The 20411-nt window shown below is 45.4% G+C and carries 20 protein-coding genes and 1 pseudogene; 12 read left to right on the top strand and 9 right to left on the bottom strand.

All coding sequences use genetic code 11. The annotated features are described in order from the left end of the window. Window positions 1-18 precede the first annotated feature (18 nt). Window positions 19-987: a GlxA family transcriptional regulator gene (locus AYW75_RS08710; protein ID WP_067098325.1), complete on the top strand. Its 969-nt coding sequence runs from the start codon at window positions 19-21 to the stop codon at window positions 985-987. A gap of 42 nt (window positions 988-1029) precedes the next feature. On the opposite strand, the gene AYW75_RS08705 is transcribed toward AYW75_RS08710, so the two are convergent. Together AYW75_RS08705 and AYW75_RS08700 are read right to left on the bottom strand one after the other, a co-directional pair. Further along, window positions 1030-1647 (bottom strand): LysE family translocator, encoded by a 618-nt coding sequence (locus AYW75_RS08705; protein ID WP_067098323.1) that lies wholly within the window; start codon window positions 1645-1647, stop codon window positions 1030-1032. A gap of 21 nt (window positions 1648-1668) precedes the next feature. Beyond that, window positions 1669-2712 carry a GGDEF domain-containing protein gene (locus AYW75_RS08700; RefSeq protein ID WP_067098320.1) on the bottom strand — a complete coding sequence of 348 codons (1044 nt, stop codon included), beginning with the start codon at window positions 2710-2712 and terminating at the stop codon, window positions 1669-1671. Window positions 2713-3000: 288 nt separating this feature from the next. Between AYW75_RS08700 and AYW75_RS08695 the strand changes: the two genes are divergently transcribed. Continuing rightward, window positions 3001-3159, top strand: a complete 159-nt coding sequence (locus AYW75_RS08695; RefSeq protein WP_156490830.1) for a hypothetical protein — start codon at window positions 3001-3003, stop codon at window positions 3157-3159. A 205-nt stretch (window positions 3160-3364) separates the two neighbouring features. Continuing rightward, window positions 3365-3832 (top strand): CreA family protein, encoded by a 468-nt coding sequence (locus tag AYW75_RS08690; protein WP_067098315.1) that lies wholly within the window; start codon window positions 3365-3367, stop codon window positions 3830-3832. Window positions 3833-3850: 18 nt separating this feature from the next. Here AYW75_RS08690 and AYW75_RS08685 read toward each other — a convergent pair whose 3' ends face one another. Further along, window positions 3851-4432: a 3'-5' exonuclease gene (locus AYW75_RS08685; RefSeq protein ID WP_067098313.1), complete on the bottom strand. Its 582-nt coding sequence runs from the start codon at window positions 4430-4432 to the stop codon at window positions 3851-3853. Between the two features lie 76 nt (window positions 4433-4508). Then, window positions 4509-4928, bottom strand: a complete 420-nt coding sequence (locus AYW75_RS08680; protein ID WP_067098310.1) for a Replicative DNA helicase — start codon at window positions 4926-4928, stop codon at window positions 4509-4511. 295 nt (window positions 4929-5223) lie between these two features. Between AYW75_RS08680 and AYW75_RS08675 the strand changes: the two genes are divergently transcribed. Together AYW75_RS08675 and AYW75_RS08670 are read left to right on the top strand one after the other, a co-directional pair. Continuing rightward, the gene (locus AYW75_RS08675; protein WP_067098308.1) at window positions 5224-6822 is read left to right on the top strand and encodes an ATP-binding cassette domain-containing protein; all 1599 of its coding nucleotides are present in this window, start codon (window positions 5224-5226) and stop codon (window positions 6820-6822) included. A gap of 58 nt (window positions 6823-6880) precedes the next feature. Next, a complete protein-coding gene (locus AYW75_RS08670) occupies window positions 6881-7132 on the top strand; it encodes a hypothetical protein (RefSeq protein ID WP_067098305.1) in 252 nt (83 codons plus the stop codon). A gap of 83 nt (window positions 7133-7215) precedes the next feature. On the opposite strand, the pseudogene AYW75_RS08665 reads toward AYW75_RS08670, so the two are convergent. Together AYW75_RS08665 and AYW75_RS08660 are read right to left on the bottom strand one after the other, a co-directional pair. Further along, window positions 7216-7748, bottom strand: a pseudogene (locus AYW75_RS08665) (YoaK family protein). A gap of 115 nt (window positions 7749-7863) precedes the next feature. Next, window positions 7864-8616, bottom strand: a complete 753-nt coding sequence (locus AYW75_RS08660) for a DeoR/GlpR family DNA-binding transcription regulator (RefSeq protein WP_067098857.1) — start codon at window positions 8614-8616, stop codon at window positions 7864-7866. Window positions 8617-8744: 128 nt separating this feature from the next. Here AYW75_RS08660 and AYW75_RS08655 point away from each other — a divergent pair, with 128 nt between their 5' ends. The 6 genes from AYW75_RS08655 to AYW75_RS08630 are packed head-to-tail and all read left to right on the top strand — an operon-like array spanning window position 8745 to window position 14517. Next, window positions 8745-9719 carry an ABC transporter substrate-binding protein gene (locus AYW75_RS08655; protein WP_067098302.1) on the top strand — a complete coding sequence of 325 codons (975 nt, stop codon included), beginning with the start codon at window positions 8745-8747 and terminating at the stop codon, window positions 9717-9719. 6 nt (window positions 9720-9725) lie between these two features. Further along, window positions 9726-11429 carry an ABC transporter permease gene (locus AYW75_RS08650; protein WP_067098301.1) on the top strand — a complete coding sequence of 568 codons (1704 nt, stop codon included), beginning with the start codon at window positions 9726-9728 and terminating at the stop codon, window positions 11427-11429. After that, the gene (locus AYW75_RS08645) at window positions 11411-12457 is read left to right on the top strand and encodes an ABC transporter ATP-binding protein (RefSeq protein ID WP_067098298.1); all 1047 of its coding nucleotides are present in this window, start codon (window positions 11411-11413) and stop codon (window positions 12455-12457) included. The genes AYW75_RS08650 and AYW75_RS08645 overlap by 19 nt, the downstream gene beginning before the upstream one ends. Next, window positions 12447-13511, top strand: a complete 1065-nt coding sequence (locus tag AYW75_RS08640; protein ID WP_067098296.1) for an MBL fold metallo-hydrolase — start codon at window positions 12447-12449, stop codon at window positions 13509-13511. The genes AYW75_RS08645 and AYW75_RS08640 overlap by 11 nt, the downstream gene beginning before the upstream one ends. A gap of 2 nt (window positions 13512-13513) precedes the next feature. After that, complete coding sequence (locus AYW75_RS08635) at window positions 13514-14068, top strand: histidine phosphatase family protein (protein ID WP_067098293.1); 555 nt, start codon at window positions 13514-13516, stop codon at window positions 14066-14068. Next, a complete protein-coding gene (locus AYW75_RS08630) occupies window positions 14065-14517 on the top strand; it encodes a phosphatase domain-containing protein (protein WP_067098290.1) in 453 nt (150 codons plus the stop codon). The genes AYW75_RS08635 and AYW75_RS08630 overlap by 4 nt, the downstream gene beginning before the upstream one ends. Before the next feature lie 87 nt (window positions 14518-14604). Here the strand turns inward: AYW75_RS08630 and AYW75_RS08625 are convergent, their stop codons facing one another. Next, window positions 14605-15993, bottom strand: a complete 1389-nt coding sequence (locus tag AYW75_RS08625) for a DUF3999 family protein (RefSeq protein WP_067098287.1) — start codon at window positions 15991-15993, stop codon at window positions 14605-14607. Beyond that, window positions 15990-18779 carry a DUF2339 domain-containing protein gene (locus tag AYW75_RS08620; protein WP_067098284.1) on the bottom strand — a complete coding sequence of 930 codons (2790 nt, stop codon included), beginning with the start codon at window positions 18777-18779 and terminating at the stop codon, window positions 15990-15992. Before AYW75_RS08620 ends, AYW75_RS08625 begins: the two co-directional genes overlap by 4 nt. Window positions 18780-19012: 233 nt before the next feature. Here AYW75_RS08620 and AYW75_RS08615 point away from each other — a divergent pair, with 233 nt between their 5' ends. Beyond that, entirely contained in the window at window positions 19013-19861 is an 849-nt protein-coding gene (locus tag AYW75_RS08615; RefSeq protein WP_067098282.1) for a TauD/TfdA dioxygenase family protein, read from the top strand. Window positions 19862-19961: 100 nt separating this feature from the next. On the opposite strand, the gene AYW75_RS08610 is transcribed toward AYW75_RS08615, so the two are convergent. After that, entirely contained in the window at window positions 19962-20171 is a 210-nt protein-coding gene (locus AYW75_RS08610) for a cold-shock protein (protein WP_067035774.1), read from the bottom strand. Window positions 20172-20411 lie beyond the last annotated feature (240 nt).

Here is a 20411-nt window from a genome sequence, read left to right as displayed (position 1 = left end):
TATCACTAGGAACAGAGAATGACTAACCGTATTGACACTTCTAATCACCTCCCCAATGTGATGGTTGTGGCCTGTCACCAATTCAGTCCGTTTCATATCTCTGTTCCTTGTCTTGTCTTTGGCTCTGAAATGCTCAAAGAGACTTTATTTAACGTCACCATCGTTGCCGCTGAAAGTGGCCCGATTGTGTCGAAAGAAGGGCTGCAAATTCACGCCCCTAGCACACTCACACAGCTTGCAAGCGCTGACATCGTAATCGTACCCTACTGGCGCAGCCCAGATGAACGCCCAAGTCAGACGTTGCTCGACGCACTGCAACAAGCTTACCAAAATGGTTCAACTATCGTGGGATTGTGCTTAGGCGCGTACGTACTTGGCTATGCGGGCTTACTCGACGGCAAACGCGCCTCAACTCACTGGGGACTAGAACAGGATTTTATGCAGCGGTTTCCCAACGTCACCATGGACACCAATGCCATGTACGTAAACGACGACCGACTTATCACCTCTGCAGGTGTCGCGGCAGGTATGGATTGCTGTTTACATATATTTCGGAATGTTTATGGTGCAGAGCGCGCCAATACCGTCGCGCGCCGAATGGTTATGCAACCCCACAGAGAAGGCGGACAAGCACAATTCATTGAACGCCCTATCGCCACGAGTAATGACCATCGTATTAACCAACTGCTTGACTTCCTGCGTCAAGACCTAAGACAACATCATTCACTGGACGAATTGGCTGACCAAGTCGCCATGACTCGGCGTACTTTTACGCGAAAATTCCATCAGGCCACAGGTCAGTCACTTGGCCAATGGTTACTCGCAGAAAAACTACACCACGCTCAAACTTTATTGGAAGGCAGCAATCTTTCCATCGAACGCATCGCGGCTGATGTTGGCTTTCAATCCACCAGTAGCTTTCGAGAAAAGTTCAAGCAGCAGTTTCACGTTTCTCCAAGTGCTTGGCGCAATACATTTAAAATATAAAAGTCAAAATACCTAGTAGATAGAGCTTTCAATTTAGGTCTATTACACCCGTTCACTGAATGCCAGTTTAAGACCCAGAGCAGCAAAACTTGTCGCAAACACTTTTTGCATCACTGTGCTGGCTTTTTTTGACGAGACAATAAATTGACTAAAGCTGCCAGACAGAAATCCATACACAACAAATACAGCAAACGTCATTAACATAAACACCAAACCAAGCGTCATCATACTCATAAGTACACTATCAGCCGTACTGGGAATAAATTGTGGCAGGAATGCCAAAAAGAAAATAGACAGTTTCGGGTTTAAGATATTAAGTAGAAAACCTTTGGTAACAATGTCCAAGCCTTTCATGTCTGACTTATTATTGTTAACCGACAGTGGACCAGAAGAGCGCCACATTTGCCATGCAAGGTACAATAAATACATTGCGCCTGCATACTTCACCACCTGAAACGCCAGAGCGCTGGTGTGAAAGATCGCAGCCAAACCAAAACCACTGGCTAACAGTGCCGGAATAATGCCCAGTGTGCAGCCAAACGCTGCAAACAAGCTGGCTCGCTTACCAACAAAAAGCCCTGTTGCCACGGTATACAAAACGCCAGTTCCTGGAATCAAAACCACCACAAACGATGTAAGTAGAAATTCTAAGGTAATCATTTAAAACTCCCTTTATTGAAATTAAGCCAAATCGGCTAACTTAATACAGTTTTTACCAGACATTTTGGCATCATAAAGTGCTTCATCCACAGAACGTAACGCCATTCGATGCTCTTTAGCATTGTGACGCACACCTCCTAGGCTGACGGTAACTGGGCGATCAACACCAAACGAATGACTCGATATATTCTTCAAAAGCTCTGACATTTGTGTTCTAAATTGCTCTGCGCTTAAATCATGCATCGCAATTAAAAATTCCTCACCGCCCCAACGCCCAACAATGCCGTCTGTATCAAAAGTAGATTGCATTATACGGCTAATGTTAACCAATACTTCGTCTCCTGCTGTATGACCAAATTTGTCATTAATGCTTTTGAAATCATCAACATCCACCATAGCGATAAACATATCTGCTTTTGAGTTGAGTAATAGATCTTCCATAAAGCGTCGATTGAACAGTCCAGTTAGAGGATCCGTTGTCGCCAGTATCGTCAGCTTTTTATTGGACTCTTCCAAGAGTTTTTGTGCAGCTCGACGACTGGCTTCGTAGTAACAAGACAAAATAAACAGCAAAATGTAGATCGCTATCAGAGTAATGTAAGAATCAAAGTCCCACTCAGCAGGTTGCCACGTACCTAAATTACTTCCTGCGAACCATGCAATGACTATTAAATACAAAAAACTGTATAAACTTCCATATAAAAAACCCAATAAGAACACACTCAGAACAGGTGCAATCAAAGCCCATGCTAATGAATTAGCTTCATTTTTTAGATCAAGTATGACCATAAGACAAATGCCCGTCACCATCAGTACCAAGATAAATGAAGCAAGCATGACGTAACGAAAGCGAAGAAAAATTAAGAGTGTGAAAAGACCGATGAGAGTTCCCACAAAATCGACGTAAAAGAGAGATGGGTAATAATCTATGACTAAATTATAAAAAGCGAAAAAAGCTGCAGCAACAGTACAGGTGATAATAGAAATAAAGACCAAGCTTAACTGTCGATATTCATGATGGCTTTTGGATATGCCGTGATACTTAGATAAAACAAACTCAATCATTCTAGTAACGTCTCATACCAAAATAGACTTCCCAACCAAGAAAAAAACTACAACAAGCATAATACACAAAAATGGATTAAAAACCTGATTAAAAAATCTGAGCACTGCTTCAAGTCACTTTGATAACACACTTATTCAGCTAAGTATTTCATCCTGAGACAATCATATAACACCAATCAAGTTCCATTCTGAAAAGTCGCTATAAGTGTATTAGAGTTTATAAGGATGTAAGGATTCGAATACAAGCAAGATGCCGGCAATATGGTCAGCACGCTGGTGGCGCTCGAAGTGACAGCCCCCCCGTCTCTTAAAGCTTTCGCCGATACCTTAGCGGACATGCACTCGGCCATTCGCGATGAAACTTTACAACGTGTCCGCGATGAAATAGTAACGGACTCATTCCGCAATAAAGTCACTGAACACACGCAGCTCGCGTTTTTTATCTAACGTTGTCCAGAAAATGGTGTTTGAAACACAGTGTGACTTCGAAGAGTCAGCGAATAGAAGTGTTTAAGGTGTTATGGTCAGCACTAACATTTTGTCCTCTACCAATTAATTATTGCACTGTAGCGTCCAAATTATTGAGTGGCAAAGAGTGTGTTACGTAATACACTGGGGAAAGACTTAGACGAGTTATAAAGGATAAATAACCATGCGAAAATTACTATTAGCAACCTGCTTCTCTTTAGCGCTTGTTGGTTGCTCTGACGACGAAGTGGGCGATGTGTCTCTGGGCATGTTTACCTTAAAAGATATCAAAATTTCGAAACTAACCGATGACAAAGTCCTCGGTGTCACCTGTCATATTGCCTCGATTGAAGCCAATTTGAGTTTTTCCGATCCTAGCGACAGTTCCATTGCCTGTCGTCAAACCGGCGAAATTACACCGGCGATGATCGCAACCATCGACAAAAGCTCCTCGGGTGAAGTCGTCTTTCGAAAGTCGAAAAGTATTTTCTTTAAAACAATGAAAGTACGACGTATTTACGATGCCGAGAATCAAACTCTGATGTACGTGTCGTATACGACGAAGGAAACTGACGGCAGCTTTAAGCACAGCCTGTCAACGGTACCATTGTGGGGAACACAAGCCTACGTCGAGCCAAAAACATCTCGCTAGAACTGCTTAAAGCAACTTTTAGCGTTTTTTCAACGCATTTACGATAGCAATGGCGCAGTGAGCGTCATTCGCCGCATAGAGAATTTGGTGCTCACGTAAAGGATAAGCTCCCCAGTTCGAGCGTTGAGCACCTTTTCCCAAACGTGCCCCCAATACCATGGCGACAGCCGCACGAGCACCGATGCTGTCTTTGTCACCTGCAAGACGTTTCAATGTCATCGATAAATCTTTTGCATTGACGATATCGATATCGAGTTTATTACGCAGCTCTTTGTTGTCGTCTTTAAGGCCAAACCCTACTTTTTGAATATCGGGGTTTGATAATAATGCTCTCGCAGCGTTTACCGCTGCAGTAAATCTTGCGGGGAATAGAAACGCCTCTGTTTCAGTCGCTAACTGAATTAGCGACGGGCCAGGACTCACCTCACCTTTAACAAAAATAGGTTTGCTTTCCGTATCGTATCCTAGACAGGTTTGATGCTGTAGAACCTGCAACGCATGACTGGCATCCTGCTCAGTTTCAACGATCCAAATATCAGGCAAAGTTAAGCCAACATATAAAGGTAATTGACGAATCTGTTCCTTGGACGGACGTTCCATATGATGTCTCTTTTCTTATCATCACAAAGCTATTATGAACCACGATCTATTCGTTTCGAGCTCAGAAACCTAGGCTCTATGACTCTTTAAGTTCGGTTAATAGGTTATTAATCTCAGCTTTAAGTTCTTTATCTATGATCTTGTTACTGTGAATTTTAGCCTGTTCTAAGTATTCAATTGCAGCGGCTTGATCGCCCAATTCGACTTTTAAGCGCGCGGCCGACATACCAATTGAAGACAGGTAGTCCTTCGAGTTAATCGCTGCGGCTTTTGCCAGAGCCTTATCGTAGATGGCGATCGCCTGCACCAAATCATCGGTAAAGTCGCCCAACGCTTCCCACTGGACAGGGTGATCCTTGTCCGTGTTCTCATTGTCATCGCACAATTGTTTCAGTTCTTGATAAAACGCATCGAACTCTGCTTGATTTTGATTATTCGCACTGGCCATTAACTCATTGGCTAGATACAAAACTTCTTTGTATATCTTTGTGTTCATCGTTTACTCGAATACTATCGCCTTGTTAAGGCGTGGGAAGAAGCTTTTCAGCGTAAAGCTGCGCACTATACGGGCGTTGTCAGAGATTAATCAAGGAGTAATAAGTAAAAGCACAAAAAGCGTAATATGGTAACCTGCTCAGTTGTTGCGGTATCAACATAGCTGATCTACACTATCTTCATCTTACCACTTGCAGAGGAGCATAACGCGCCGTGAACAACTAAGCCTTTTTTCAAACTTTTCTATCTATGTTGAATCAAGGTGAGGAAGTCGCAGACTTCTAAGTGAGCGTGTTATGTTGGTTATCTCCGATCTTTATCATGCATTGCCAAATGGCGATGTGCTGTTTTCAAATCTTTCTTTTACTTGCCCCCGCTCTAATCACATTACGGCGATTATAGGCCGCAATGGCATCGGTAAATCCACGTTACTCCAATGCATTGCCGATCAAGTCTCGGGCGTTTCAGTAAGAGGTTCTTTTCTCTTTTATCAGCAAAAATCTGCGGAAGCTCTCCAAGACCTGCGCGTCATTGATTCGTTAGGGCTTGGCAGTTATTACGATGCTTACAAACGTGTCGAAAAAGGTTTTCCTCATGATACGGATTTTGATTTACTTGCCCAGCATTGGGATGTCATCGAACGTGCTAAGTCTTGGCTAACAAGCGCCGACCTTACGCTAGCGTTAGAACAACCGATGCTTACGCTAAGTGGTGGGCAGCGGACAAAAGTCCGCTTAGTAGGCTTACTGAAGCACGCGCCCGATATTTTGCTCCTAGATGAGCCGAGCAACCACTTGGATCAAGTAGGCACGCAATGGCTTATTCACGCTTTAAAAGAGACCTCCAGTCAGGTGTTATTGATAAGTCATGACACCTCGTTACTGCAAAGTATGAACCACTTTTTAGTGCTTAGTGAACAAGGTATAACACCCTATCACATGGGCTTTTCCAACCTACGTTCTCTGCTAGAAAAACAGCGCCAAGAAGCACTCAAAGCTATCAGCCAAACCAAAACTCTGCTCAAGAAAGAACAACGTGCACAACAAGCACGAGAGCAAAAAACATTACAACGGATGCGTCAAGGTAAAGAGGCGCGCAAATCAGGCAGCCAGTCTAAGTTATTGCTGGACCAAAAGAAGAACAAAGCACAAGTTCAAAGTGGTGCTCAAAAGCGATTGGCGCAACAACGCCACCAATCACTTCGCACCGACTTAAGACAAAAGCAAAACCTACAAACTAATGTATCAGATTTGCCACTGTCTTTATCTGAGCGCCAAAACGGGCCACGGCGTGTGTTAGATATCATCAATGGTATTTTGCCTTATGGCGATAAAACACCTATTACTATTACTCTAGAACACGGTGAGCGTCTGTGCTTGGAAGGCTCTAATGGCAGCGGTAAGTCGACATTGATTCGATGTATTTTGCGCCAACAGTCGCTTTGCTCAGGCACACTGCAACGCTATGGTGATGCACTTTACCTCGATCAACATTTAAGCCTATTAGAGCAGTTTTCATCGGCTTTTGAATTGTTTCAACATCATGTCCCAACGATGGAACACAGTACTATTCGAACGCTTTTGGGCTGTATTGACCTACAGGGAGATCGAGCATTTCAATCTTGTAACAATTTGAGTGGCGGTGAGCGTATGAAAGTGGCTTTACTATTGATCAGCCAGTTACCCAGTAAAGCACTATTAATACTCGATGAAACAGACAATCATCTTGATCTAGACAGCCAAGACCAACTTGCCTCACTACTGGAAGAATTCCAAGGCTCATTGATTTTTGTAACACACCAAGAAGGTTGGATAAGCGCTGACAAGGTACTAACTTTGCATCAGCAATGGCATCACAACCTTAATCAGACGAGTATTGATGGCTCAATTTTTTGACACAGGCTGCTAAACTCGTCACGATGCACAAGATTTTTGTCTCAATGAGTAGTTTCTTATGGCGAAACCGAATAAAAAGGGCCCAACGAAAACCGTCGATATCTTTTGCAAAAGTTGCGATACCGCTCTTTTTAAATACCGAAAAGGCGGCAAAGGTGCTTTAGTAAAGTGCTTTAAAGAACGCATTGTAGACGATTTCACCACGACGCCTTGCCATTGCCCAAAGTGCGAAAAAGAGTTCGCCCGCGATACATTAGTACGGGGTACACCGGCATACAAATTTATCGGCGGCAAGGTGTGGTTTAAATAAGCACTTATCAGCAACCAAAGGTGCGTGACTCAGAAATGGTATAAGAAGATTTAAATGGCTTTGTTATGGTTATTTTGCGTAAATTAGCCGCAGCGTTTGGCATATTCCCGATAGACAATGGCCAGTAAAATACAGCTGACGATCGGAAACAGCAGTGCCATAAACTGATATTTCACGAACAATAATGCCCCCAGTGTACCGCCTGAAACAAAACCAATGATAATAAAGACAAACAATTTCGCTTTGCGTTGATCAAGTGGCTGCCCTCTAAGTAGCTTGCCTAGCATGATGCCTAAATCTGTAAATATGCCCGTTACGTGTGTGGTTCTTACGATCGCCCCGCTATATGTGGTTGCTATAGCATTTTGTAAACCACACGCAGCCGACGCAAAAAAATGCCATAGAATGACCCTGAATATAACAACCCCAAAGAAATAGATAACAGAACGGCCTCTAGAAATAAGGCCGTATCATAATGCCTACCTAGCTTTAGGCTTGCCCCTAACAATGTGGCCGTACCAGATAAGTGAGACACGGATTGGTGCTCGAAGCTGAGTAAACCAATCGCGTTGATAAAGCCGGCAACGAGCGCCAAAATAAAGGCCCCAACTTCCACCCACTTTGGTAGTTGTGAAATCACTTAGAGCACTCCCTATGGACTTACACTGGCTAAGTTCAATATCTCTTGATGTCAAAATCACTAAGTAAACAGATACAGTGTAAAACCTAAATTAGCCGACCACAATCTCTACCCCCAGTGAAGCAATTTTGCTTTGTAAATACGGTGCCAAAGGCCGATCTGTAATGATGCAGTCAATGTCACTGAGGCGTGTCCAGACACAGCGCGATGAGCGTTCGAATTTGGTACTGTCGACCACTAAAATACGGTAATGACAATTATCGACTATCGCTTCTAGGGCGTTTATATCATCATCCGTAAAATCGTATAGAACGCCCTGCTTATCAATGGCCGAAACAGAAAATACACCGACATCGGCTCGATACCGCTGAAAGAATTTCACTGCATCTGCACCAACAACATCCTGATCACGCTTGCGAACTCTGCCACCAGCCACTGTCAGCTCGCCATCCATATGTTGGCTTATGATACGTGCAGCGTGCAAGTTAGGCGTCATTACGTGCAGTCCCTGTTTGTGATGTAACACCTTTGCGAGCTCGGCCACGGTTGATCCTGACCCTAAAAATACCGATTGATGATCAGTGATACGCTCTAAGCATTGCTGGGCGATGCGCTCTTTGCCTGCTGCGTTGTGAATCTGTCGTTGGGTGAAGCTGATGTTTTCTCGGTTCGGAAATGGCACCACTTCCCCATGACTCCTCAGTACTAACCCCTTTTCGTGTAGTAAGCGAACATCACTTCTTATGGTTTGCACAGACACATCGAAAGCCGAAGCAATGGCTTGAATTGACTGGCGCCCGTGCTGATTAATCCATTGAACAATGTCTAGCTGGCGGTGATTCATAGGGCCCAACTCCTCGGCGATAAATAAAACGAAAGCCATTTCGCTCAAAACGAAAGTACATCGTCATCTTAATGTCAAAGTGTGGCGTTAGTGTTGCAGTACATCTTAACTAAGAAGGTATTTCACCCATGAAACAGCTCCATAAGATTCTTGTTACTGGTCTATTCGCAACACTCCCTGCTCTGGCCTCTGCTGAGACATTGATGCTGTACACTAGCCAGCCAAATAAAGACGCACAAATGACCGTCGATGCATTTGAAAAAGCTAACCCAGAGATTGAAGTTGAATGGGTCCGCGATGGCACGACAAAGCTAATGACGAAGCTACGTGCTGAACTAAGCAGTGATGTGGTAAATCCAGATGTGTTATTAATCGCCGATAGCGTCACCATGGAATCCATGGCAAAAGATGGTTACTTACTACCATACCTGAGTCCTAATCGCAGTCAGTACGACACGTCGTTGTTTAACAAAGATGGCTACTACTACGGCACTAAGTTGATTACGTCTGGGATCGTACGCCACCAGCGTGCGCCCGAGACTCCAACGGACTGGTCTGACCTAACGAAGCCTGAATACAAAAATCAAGTGGCCATGCCAAGCCCTTTATACTCAGGTGCAGCCTTAATTCACCTTGCGACACTGACCTCTGAGCCAACTCTTGGTTGGGATTACTATGAAGCACTGCACAACAATAAAGCCATGGCACAAGGTGGCAACGGTAGCGTACTAAAAGCCGTGTCTTCGGGTACTAAACCGTATGGTGTGATCGTTGATTTCCTTGCGATTCGAGAAGCACAAAAAGGGGCCCCACTAGAATTTATCTTTCCTAAAACAGGTGTCAGCATGGTGACTGAGCCGGTTGCAATTATGAAAGGAGCAAAAAACAAAGACGCTGCGAAGAAGTTCGTCGATTTTGTATTATCCAAACAAGGCCAGCAACTGGTTCTCGATCAGGGCTACTTACCAGCTCGTTCTGATATGCCTGTACCAAAAGGTTTCCCAGCACGTGAACAGATCAGATTGATGGACTTTAATGCCGCTCAAACACTAAAAGACAATGAGGCGAACAAACAACGCTTCAGTGATGTGTTTGAAGGGTAATTACAAATGTTGTTAAAACAACCCGACAGCCAGCTACGCTGGCTGTCACTCTCCATATTTTTATTGATTGCATTGCTTAGCTTGCTGCCCAGTACACGTTTACTGATTGAGGCGCTCAAGGGTGTGAACTTTAGTATGCACTCCCCTTTAAGTGACATCTTGAGTAGCTCTCAAACATGGACGGCAATGGGGCACAGTTTTTACACATCGGGCATCGGTACTCTTATTGCTGTGATTTTAGGCGCTGGCTTTGCTTTTATTATCACCTTAACCAATATTCCTAGACGTGCGATTTGGGTGTTTCTATTCATGCTACCGATGATGATTCCACCACAAGTGTCAGCACTTAGTTGGTTGCAACTGTTTGGTCCTGCAAGCCCCATACTCAATACTTTTGGGCTCGCACCTGCACTGGGCAGCTCCAATCCAATGTACTCGGCTGAAGGCATTGCTTTGCTACTTGGAGTGCAAAATGCCCCGTTGGTATTTTTAGCCCTTCGGTCTCAGCTTTTGTGTTTACCACAAGACCTTATCGAAGCCGCGAAAATCGCCCGCGCTTCACAGCTGACCATTTGGCTAACGATTATTTTACCTCTTACACGCGGTGCTCTGATCGCTGGTGCTGCCCTTGCATTTGTGTCATCACTGGGTAATTTTGGCATTCCTGCAATGCTAGGAATTCCAGTGAATTACTTAGTGTTGCCAACGCTTATTTATCAGAAAATGGCGGGCTTCGGGCAAAGTATGCTGGGCGAAGTAGCCAGTCTTTCTATGTTGATTTCGGTATTGGTACTGGGTGGCATGGTGGTCCAACAATGGCTGCAACAGCGCAGTCAATATGCATTAGCTGGCCAGAGCACTCAGCCGATTTCTTTTCGTTTAGGTAAATGGCGTACATTAACTGAAATCAGTATAGGTACAGTGTTGCTGTTTATTCTGGTCATTCCGTGTATTGCCTTAATCGTCAGTTCCTTTGTGCCTGCACTGGGCATGCCGTTAAACAGTCAAACTTTCACGTTGTCTGCTTACATCGAGATGTTGTCAAATCAAGGCGTGACGGCACGTGCATTCAGTAACAGTTTACTGCTCGCTGGTGGCGCATCAATCGTACTGATGGTGATCTGTTTACCTCTTGGTTACATCCTATTAAAGCTCCCGCTCAAAACACGCATATTGGTCACTAGCTTGATAGAAGTACCGTACGCGATCCCAGGTATTGTTTTAGCCATCGCCTTTATCTTGCTGTTTGCACGCCCGATTCCGATTCTGGATATCACCCTCTATGGATCGATGAGCATCATCTTCTTGGCGTATTTGTCCTGCTTCTTAAGTGTGTGTTTAAAGCCTATATTCAGCGCTATGTCGCAAATTGATACGGCACTTGAAGAAGCCGCGCAAATGACGGGAGCCAATGCACTACAGCGTCTTCTACATATTATTTTGCCACTCACTGCCCCGGCTTTCTTTGCAGGCGCCTTACTGGTCTTTTTGATCGCAGTGAATGAATTAACGGTGTCAGCTCTTTTGTGGAGCGCTGGGAACGAAACGCTAGGTGTATTGATTTTCAATTTAGATGAAAGCGGCGATACAGTGCTCGCGTCCGCGATTTCAGTTTTAGTTGTATTACTTGTGGCCACCTTAATGATGCTTTTAAGCATTCTTGCACCACGCTTACCAAAAGGGGTAATCCCATGGCACGACTCAGTTTAAATCATGTCAGCAAATCCTTCGGCGAGAAAACAGTCATAGATGATCTATCACTTGATATTGAGCCGGGCCAGTTTGTTGCTTTGTTAGGACCCAGTGGCTGTGGAAAATCAACTATTTTAAGAATGCTAGCAGGCTTTGAAAGCATCACTCTTGGCAACATTCAGCATGGAGAAATGTGTTTATCCAGCGAAACGACACATGTTCCAACGGAAGCGCGTAATTTTGGAATGGTGTTTCAATCCTATGCATTATGGCCACACATGACGGTATTAGAAAACATTGGCTATCCCTTAAAAATACAAAAAGTTTCTCGCAACGAACGCCAACAACGTATTCAAAATGTATTGGATATCGTGCAGCTCGATGACTTTAAAGATCGCTTCCCTAGCCAACTTAGCGGTGGACAGCGTCAACGCGTGGCGTTAGCACGTAGCTTAATTACGGAACCAGACGTGATCTTGTTTGATGAACCCCTGGCAAACTTGGATCGTCACTTACGTGACAGCATGGAAATGACCTTTCGTGACTTTCATCGACGCACCGGAGCCACCATGGTGTACGTAACTCATGATCAGGCCGAAGCCATGGCACTGGCCGACAAAATTGCCGTTTTAAAAGAGGGGCAGTTGATGCAATGGAGCACACCTGAAGACTTGTATTTGAGGCCAGAAAGCGAATGGGTGGCCAATTTTATCGGCCAAGGTTCAATTCTTCGATCACCGTCGGTTGTGCCTCAACAGCGCCTTAGTCAAGCTGACATTGAAGGATTACTACAGCGCCTAGATGAGCATTCAGATTCAGGCCGATTATTAGTTCGCCCCCAGCACGTAGACTTGAATACTACGAGTAATGGTCTGACCGGCACCGTTAAAGAGAGCATTTTTCGAGGTGAACGCTATGACATTTATCTCGTTCTTACGAACGGTGACCTTTTACATGCCTATCACCCTACGCCATTGAAGATTGGACAAACTTGTCAAATCACTCTTTCACAAGCTTGGACACTCACACCTAACCATGAAGACTAATGTATCAATATTAAGTGGATTTAACCGAAAAGCTGCGGCGGCGATTTTGGTAAGCACCTATGACCACACCCACAAACCAGTTAGGTTGTTATTAGATGCTGGTGGCAGCTTAGAAGGCTTTGACGACAAGGGCTGGGAGATTCCAGCTGACTTAGATGCCGTTCTGATCAGTCACGATCACCATGATCACATCGGTGGCCTACAAGATTTGCCACAGAATGTTCCAGTGTTTGCGACAGAGCAAGTGCAAGCCTATCTGCCAAAACACTTAGATTTACGTGTGTTGCCCCATTCTGGTCAAACATGCATCGCAGGTATCACAGTCACTACTGGTGGCGCTGGACACTCCTATGGTGGTGTATGGATCCACCTCGAAGTAGCCGATGGTATTTTCTACAGTGGCGATTTCTGCGCAGAATCCGAGCTATTCCCCTTTGAGCAACCGCCATCGGCAAAAACCGCCCTGTTGGACGCGTCTTATGGCTTGTACGATCGCTTTCAAATGCAAGCAAAACAAGACATTCTCAATGCTTTATCAAATGACAAACCAAATTTAATGCCTGTCCCTCAAACTGGCAGAGCATTGGAAATGGCACTTTGGTTTGATTCGCAGAATCTCTATGACTGGGTGCTAGGTTCTGACTGCCTTCAGCCAAGTGACATTCTACAGGCTTCAGATACATTGATTTGTTCAGCACGAAGTCATCAAGCAAAAATGATTTGTGATCGAGATTTTCGTGATGATGCACATATTATTCTATGCGGCGATCCTGAAGGGTTTTCTGGCGACGCTGGACGGCTTTTACAACAGACAGAGCGTTACAATGTCATCTACACAGGGCACTTGCCTGCGCATGCGCGATCCGCAGTAGCCAATAATACGGCGCATTTTGTTCGCTGGAATGTCCACCCAACCACAACCCATTTAGCTCTGCTAATAAAGCAACTTCAATGTGAACGATGCGTTCCCCTCTTTTGCCCGATGGATGAGCTTTCACTCTGGCGTCAATCCTTGGGCAATTGCATTTTAGCCACGTCTCAACTGGAACTTTAACCATGCAACTGATCAAAAAACCTTTTGTTTTTGCTCGGCACGCCCAGAGTGCTGACAATGCAGCGGGCATAATAGGCGGCTCTACCGATAGCCCGCTTTCTAATCTAGGTGTTTTGCAAGCAAAAGCCGCTCGTCCCTATCTAGACCGACCTTGGTCGGCTATCTATACCAGTGATCTAATGCGCACCATACAAACGGCCGAACTAGCCTCACCTAGACATACACTGACTCAGATGACAGAACTACGAGAACGACATTGGGGCGTTTTTGAAGGTCAACCTATTATGGATGATATGAATTACTTTGAAACGCCACCCGAAGGCGAGCCGTGGAGTGACTTTTTAGAACGCACGGTCAACGCTGTTAATACGATATTACTCACACATGAAGCGCCTTTAATCATCGCCCACTCTGGTATCTATCGCGCCCTTCAACATGTTATTTCTGGATCGCCTTATGGTCCCAGAATTGGCAACGCCGATCCCGTGCTCATAACACCCAACACTAACACCTCCCATGGCTGGGACATTATTCCATTTAAAGGACAACTTCTATGAAACACAGCGCAGTCATTGTCGACCTAGACGGCACTCTCGCCCAATTTAACCCTGAAGAGGTCAAACATTGGGTTTTGGGCAAAGAAAAACACTGGGACCCTTTCTTCGAGTACATGCAAAATGCCCCAGTTATTGAAAACGTACTCAAGTTGGTCAACATCTTAAAAGCCAGTGGGGAGAAAGTGCTTATCTGCTCAGGACGGCCAGCGTCGCATCAGCAACATTCAGAACAATGGATGTTAGAAAACAACATACCATTTGATGGCGTTTATCTTCGTCCGGTGAATGCAGATCATTTGCCCGATGAAGTGGTAAAGCAGCAATTACTTGAACGTATTCATTCCGATGGGTTTACGCCTTGGTTAGTATTGGATGATCGAGATGCGGTCGTCGCTCAATGGCGCAAACTTGGATTAACCTGTTTACAGTGTGCGCCAGGGGATTTTTGATATTAACAGCGTGTGGGCAGCGAGATATCTAGGCTGCTTACACGCTATAAGATTTATCAACGACAAGGTGTGGTTTAGGTAATTAGATTAGTCTTCATGTTGTAACTGTCGCAACAAGCGCAGCGCACAGACAAGCAAGACAACCACCGCCAGTACCAATGTGATCCAAAATAAGACATCCGTCCAGTGAGTTAAGGATTCAGAGTTATCAGGCCGCGCTATACTGTCAAGCTTAATCAAATCAGCATTGATCCAATCTACTTGTTGTCCCTTCATTACCTGCGTAAACACCTTAGCGGATGCGCGCTCAGCAGGTACCTCTGCAACGACGGCTACCTGATAAGGTCGATTATTGTTGGCTATAAATTGTAGATTTTGCGATGGGTACTGGAACACCAATTTAGGTTCGGCTGAGCGGCTCAGGTTCGGGTTAAACTCGACTCGCCAATAAGGGTCAGCATTAGGTGATAGGTTCATCGCATCGCTGTGTTGCCACGTATCACCTACTTTTGCGTTAAACCAAACACCGTTGAACCGCACCCGCCAGTCGCCGTTAGTAAGACTACGAGAGTATATTCGCACTGTGTCACCGTGCGTTGTTTGGCCTAGATTGATGTTGAGTGCTTGCACGGGCGCTTTATCGTTGCGCTGATATTCCCAAGCAGACACTGGATTATCATCGTCCGCAATGGAACGCTGTTTCTCAGCAAGACGACCTTGAACCTGCCAATGCTGATAGGACGGCGGCTCAACCGAATGCGGCTGCTGGCCTAACACTTCGGTCAGTTGAACCTCTCTATTCTCGGGGAAATCAATCCGTAGATATTGGTAACGCTGCGCAGCAAGGTTGATCTGAACTTTGTTACGCAATAACGCCTGACCCTCTTTGTTAAGTTTGACTAAGGTATCTTGGGTTAATGTCGTCCAACGCACTAAGTCATTACTGCCACTTAAAGTAACCGGTAAATACTGGCTTGATGTATCCGCCACCCACTCTAACGCTACGCTTTGCAGTGCTTGCGCTCTTTCACTCAAATCAATCAGATAAAATGGTTCTTCCGAGCTTTGCCCTTGACCTTGCTCCATCGAAATGGCAATCACACCTTTCTCTATTTGCAACTGCGTATTACCTTGTATGCTGTCGCTCGGCACGTAATCGGTCGATACTTGGAAAAACTCCAATGCAACCGGCTCGCTTTCTTTGCGCTTCGCTTGGGTACTTTTCACTATCTTCGAAGGCAGTGCGTTGCCATCACGATCCAGTACCACCACATCCGTCAGCTGGCTGCTGTTGGAGTAGCGATAAATACTGTGCGGCAGTGTTGCTTGTAAGTAGACGCCTGCCATGTCTTGCACTTCATAAACAGCCGTAACAGACAACTGCTCTTTTGCTCGTATTGTTTGGCTAGCAAAGGCAAGCGCCATAAGCACCACTAAAAGCCACGCGGACAAACTTTTATTAAACACAGTGCTCATACCTGTTCATCCTTTGTTTCTGCGCTGACATCAGATTCATTGCGGCTTGGAATAGGTGAAAGATAGCCAATAAGCAACATCAAGCCCCCAACAACCATAAAGGACATAATACGAGCTAGATTACCGGTTCCCGTGAGGTCTTTGGTAAACAGCTTCAGCAACACAAGCCCCAATAACGAGGCACCTAGTATCCATAGTTTTCGATTCTGCAGACGACGGGAAGCATTCATAATGACTAACGCACACAGACTCCAAAGAATAGAGAGCGCCATGTGTACCGTGCTGGATTGCCAAAGATCAAACGCGTTGTAAGCAACCTCGTCGTAATGGTGCATCATACGCAGCACCAAAATATTGAGCCAGACAAAACCAAGTAGCGCAGGCGCTCCGATACGATAGACTCGATCAACATGAGCAAGTCCAAATACGTTACTCTTAAACAAGTAACCCAATAATACGACGATAGCCAGCTGCATTAAGTCCAGCGGGTTCAATATTGGTAAATAGAGAAATCCAATCTCACCAGATTCAATGCTCGCCGCCACAAACCAAAATCCAGTGAAAACGACCAGCGGTATTGGCAATCTGTCTTTGTACTCAGTGAGGTACGCTTGGAACGGCCAATGGGTACGTTTTAAGGCAACCATCAAAGCAACCAATGGCCCAGTAAACGCAATAAACCAAAGCAACAGCGTTAACACGGGGTGCCAATTCATTGCTTGTTGCCACCACTGCATTTCCCAGTATGCCGTACCTAACAAAAGCCATGCTGTGAGCACATGCCAATACTGAGTCAGCTTCGATTCAATCGCGGCTTTAACGCCCTCTTCTCGGCATTCACGTTGCAACCAAAGAAAGCGGTATTGCACGACAGTAAACACGCACAACGCCAACCAACCTAGACTCGCGAACGGGTGCATTGAGCTTAGACCTGCCCACCATACCACCGCAAAGCCGCTTATCCAGAGCGCTACCAATGGCAACAGGCTGTAGGTAGCACGCAATAAATTAGGCCAACGTAAACGGCCACTAAGCACCATGACGCCCAGCATAGACAACGATATGAAGACGATAATTGCAGCAAATACCCAATGCTCAGCTAGACGTGTTAACAACTCTAATAAGCCAAACATCATCCACCAAGTGAGACCAAATGTAATTCCCACCCACTCAAGATAACGCTCATGAAGCGAAACAGATCGACCTTGACGCTGTAGCACTAAAGCGATCGCCAATGCGGATACCGCTAGAATCAGTAAGCCAATACCATTGTTTTTAAAAATCGCTAACAAGTCGGACTGGAAATTGGCATCAAATTGCAGTGAGATCACGCCCAATGCATACATTGCATAACCGGCAATACGAGGCAATAAGCGTTGTTGGCGTGCACCTATCCAAACTAACCCTGCCGCTTCAATACACCATGTGGCAGAGGTCCAACTCGCATCCAGTGCCAGTGGTACCGCCAATGTGGCAAACACTGCACCGAGTGCAATAAACGATTCAATCAATAAACGATGAGTCTCTGGGTATTTCTTCCATAACATGCTGGCAAGCGCGATGTAGATAGCCGACAACAGCAATGCGCTGATCGCCAAGCCGTATTCAGTATGCTTTAACAACATGGTTTGCAAACCGAAGGCCACGACCGGCAGGCCGAAAACAAGGCTGCCGTCGACTAAGCCTTTCAGCTTTGGCGGCTGCTTCATCGAAAACAATACTGAGATCGTTAAGTACAACGCAAAAAAGGCGAGTAAAAATGGCTGGGTGGTAACGTAAAGATCCGGTTCATAGCTCAGTACGCTCCAAGTCGACGTAATAACAAAGGTAAATATGAAACCAACCCAGTTCAGCAGGCGCCACGACTTGAACCACGCGATGGTCAGTACACCCATGTTTAAAATTAAATAGAAGCTAAACAACCCGACGTGGCTACCGGTGCCGTCGGACGTCAGAATCGGTGCAAAAAAGCCGCCCGCAGTCGCCATCAATGCCAGTATTTGCGCGTTTTGTAAGATCGCTAGAGCGGCGCCAAGCAAGACAATGACAAACATTAAGCCAAAAGCGAGGCTGGTCGGCATCAAGGTGTACAATTTTCCAGCCGCGAATAGTGTGAGATAGAGTGCGGCAATACCACCGCCCTGCAATATCAAACCATAGCCATTATGTCGGACTCGAGTTTTCCACCCTAAACCCAGCAAGGCAATCGCAACTAACGCAATGACAGTCAAACGTAACTCGATAGGAAACAGACCTGCACCAGAAGCGTACTTCGCTAAAAAGCTAAGTCCAAAGAACAACACCAGCATGCCCACGCGAACGACGGGGTTTCCCTGAAAAAAAAAGTCGCGTACTTTGTCACACACTTTCGTAAACAAACTTGGCGCTTTAGAGTCACTATCATAAGCATCAAAGGTAGAGACCGAGGCCTCATTCCAGTCCGACTCTTTATAGGTTTTAGATGTTTTTTCTGCGCCTGAGCGAACAGATGTGTCAGGTTCTAGATCAGGGCTGGAAGTCAAGGCCGTGGCAGGCACCGTGTTGTCGACAGCAGGCTGATTGTTGGAAGATGGACTGTCTTGGGCGACCGTTTCAGATGTATTCTGTGTCATCAAGGAGTTTAAACGTATTACTTCACGCTCCAAACCTTTGACTTGAATTGAACCCCCCCAAGCCTGACCGAGCAAGAACCCTAATATGCCACCGACCAACCCGCCGAATGGATCTTGGGAGCAAACTGCTCCGAGAATCAATCCGGCTAGGGTTAAGATCACTTTCTTATCCATCAACACGACTCCTTCGCTTTCCCTTTATAGTAAGGGAAAATCCTTGACGCAAAATATGAAGCGCTCAAAGTAGCACAGCACGCAAATAAGCTCTATAAAACGACCACTATCTTATAAATACCTTACAATCAGCCACATCAGTAGAACCCGTTATGGCTCATTCAAACTGATGGCAGACCACGCTTTTTCTATTACTATGGTATCTACTCACGCCATTTAACATTAAGGACTTTATGAAGATCACGCCTGTTAATGAAAAGATCGGCGCATTTGTGGAAGACGTTAACCTAAACAGTCTAGCCATCCATGAGTTTGAGACTCTGTATCAAGCTCTACTACGCCATAAGGTACTGTTTTTTCGAGATCAACCCTTATCGACAGAAGAGCACATAGCGCTGGGCCAACGCTTTGGCGCGTTAGAACCACCCCATCCGTTCTTCCCCCACCTGACTGATAATGACCAAGTCGTGATCATTGAAACCGCTCGAGGAAACCCGCCCAGTAAAAGCTATTGGCATACCGATATGACATGGCAAGTGGTGCCACCAAAATGCTCGATTTTGCATGCTCAGTTTGTCCCCGAACAAGGGGGCGATACTATTTGGTGTGATATGGCAGGTGTATGGGCAGACCTTTCGGCTGCAGAGCAATCCGAGCTACGATCATTAGAGACCATTCATGCATTACATGCCTTCGAAGACAGCCGGTACGACCATTTAGATGCCAATGGGGAAAGTATTGTAATCAAGCGCTCTCGAGACTACCCACCTATTCGCCGTCCGATGATGCAAGTACACCCAGAAACCGGCCAAGAAGTACTGTTTATCAATGAGCAGTTCACGCGTTCTATTATAAATTGGTCCGAGAGCGCTAGCCAACAGCGCCTGTCAGCGTTGTTCAGCAAGGCTCGACAGGCTCAGTATCAGGTGCGCTTTTCATGGCAGAAAGGCTCTGTGGCCATTTGGGATAACCGTGCCACTCAGCATTTTGCCGTCACGGATTATGGCGATACTCCAAGAAGGCTGCACAGAGTCACCGTGCAAGGCGAACCATGCCTAGCGGGTAAGCCTGACTTGCCTTAGCCCCACTTGATCTCACCAACATTGCGACAAAAATATTAAGCATAAAAAAAGGGCTACCTTACGGTAGCCCCTCCTTTTGTATCGCTCTAATCGGTTACGATTATAGCGCTACGATGTTCTCAGCTTGTGGGCCTTTTTGGCCTTGAGTTACAACGAACTCTACACGTTGGCCTTCAGCCAAAGTTTTGAAGCCAGAGCTAGAAATAGCGCTGAAATGTGCGAACACATCTGGGCCAGATTCTTGCTCGATGAAACCAAAACCTTTAGTTTCGTTAAACCATTTTACTGTGCCAGTAGTTGTATTAGACATAATATGTATCCTGTGTAAAAAATAAAAAGTGCCAATAAAGGCGGAATAGCGTGGAAATTAAGACAAAGTTTTAAATACTACAGGACGGAGAACTACGAATAACGCTACGTGATGGAGATATGTAAAAAGCCGCTAAGTTTCTAGCTGCGTTTAATGTACATAAAACACTTGTCAGAGTCAACTCTTATTTTAACTTATAAAAAATAAGAGCGATAACAATCTCCTATTTAATACAGAAAA

Source organism: Marinomonas atlantica, from assembly GCF_001639725.1.
GTDB lineage: Bacteria > Pseudomonadota > Gammaproteobacteria > Pseudomonadales > Marinomonadaceae > Marinomonas > Marinomonas atlantica.
Note: the sequence above shows the minus strand (reverse complement) of the source record. Positions and strands in the feature narration are given on the sequence as shown.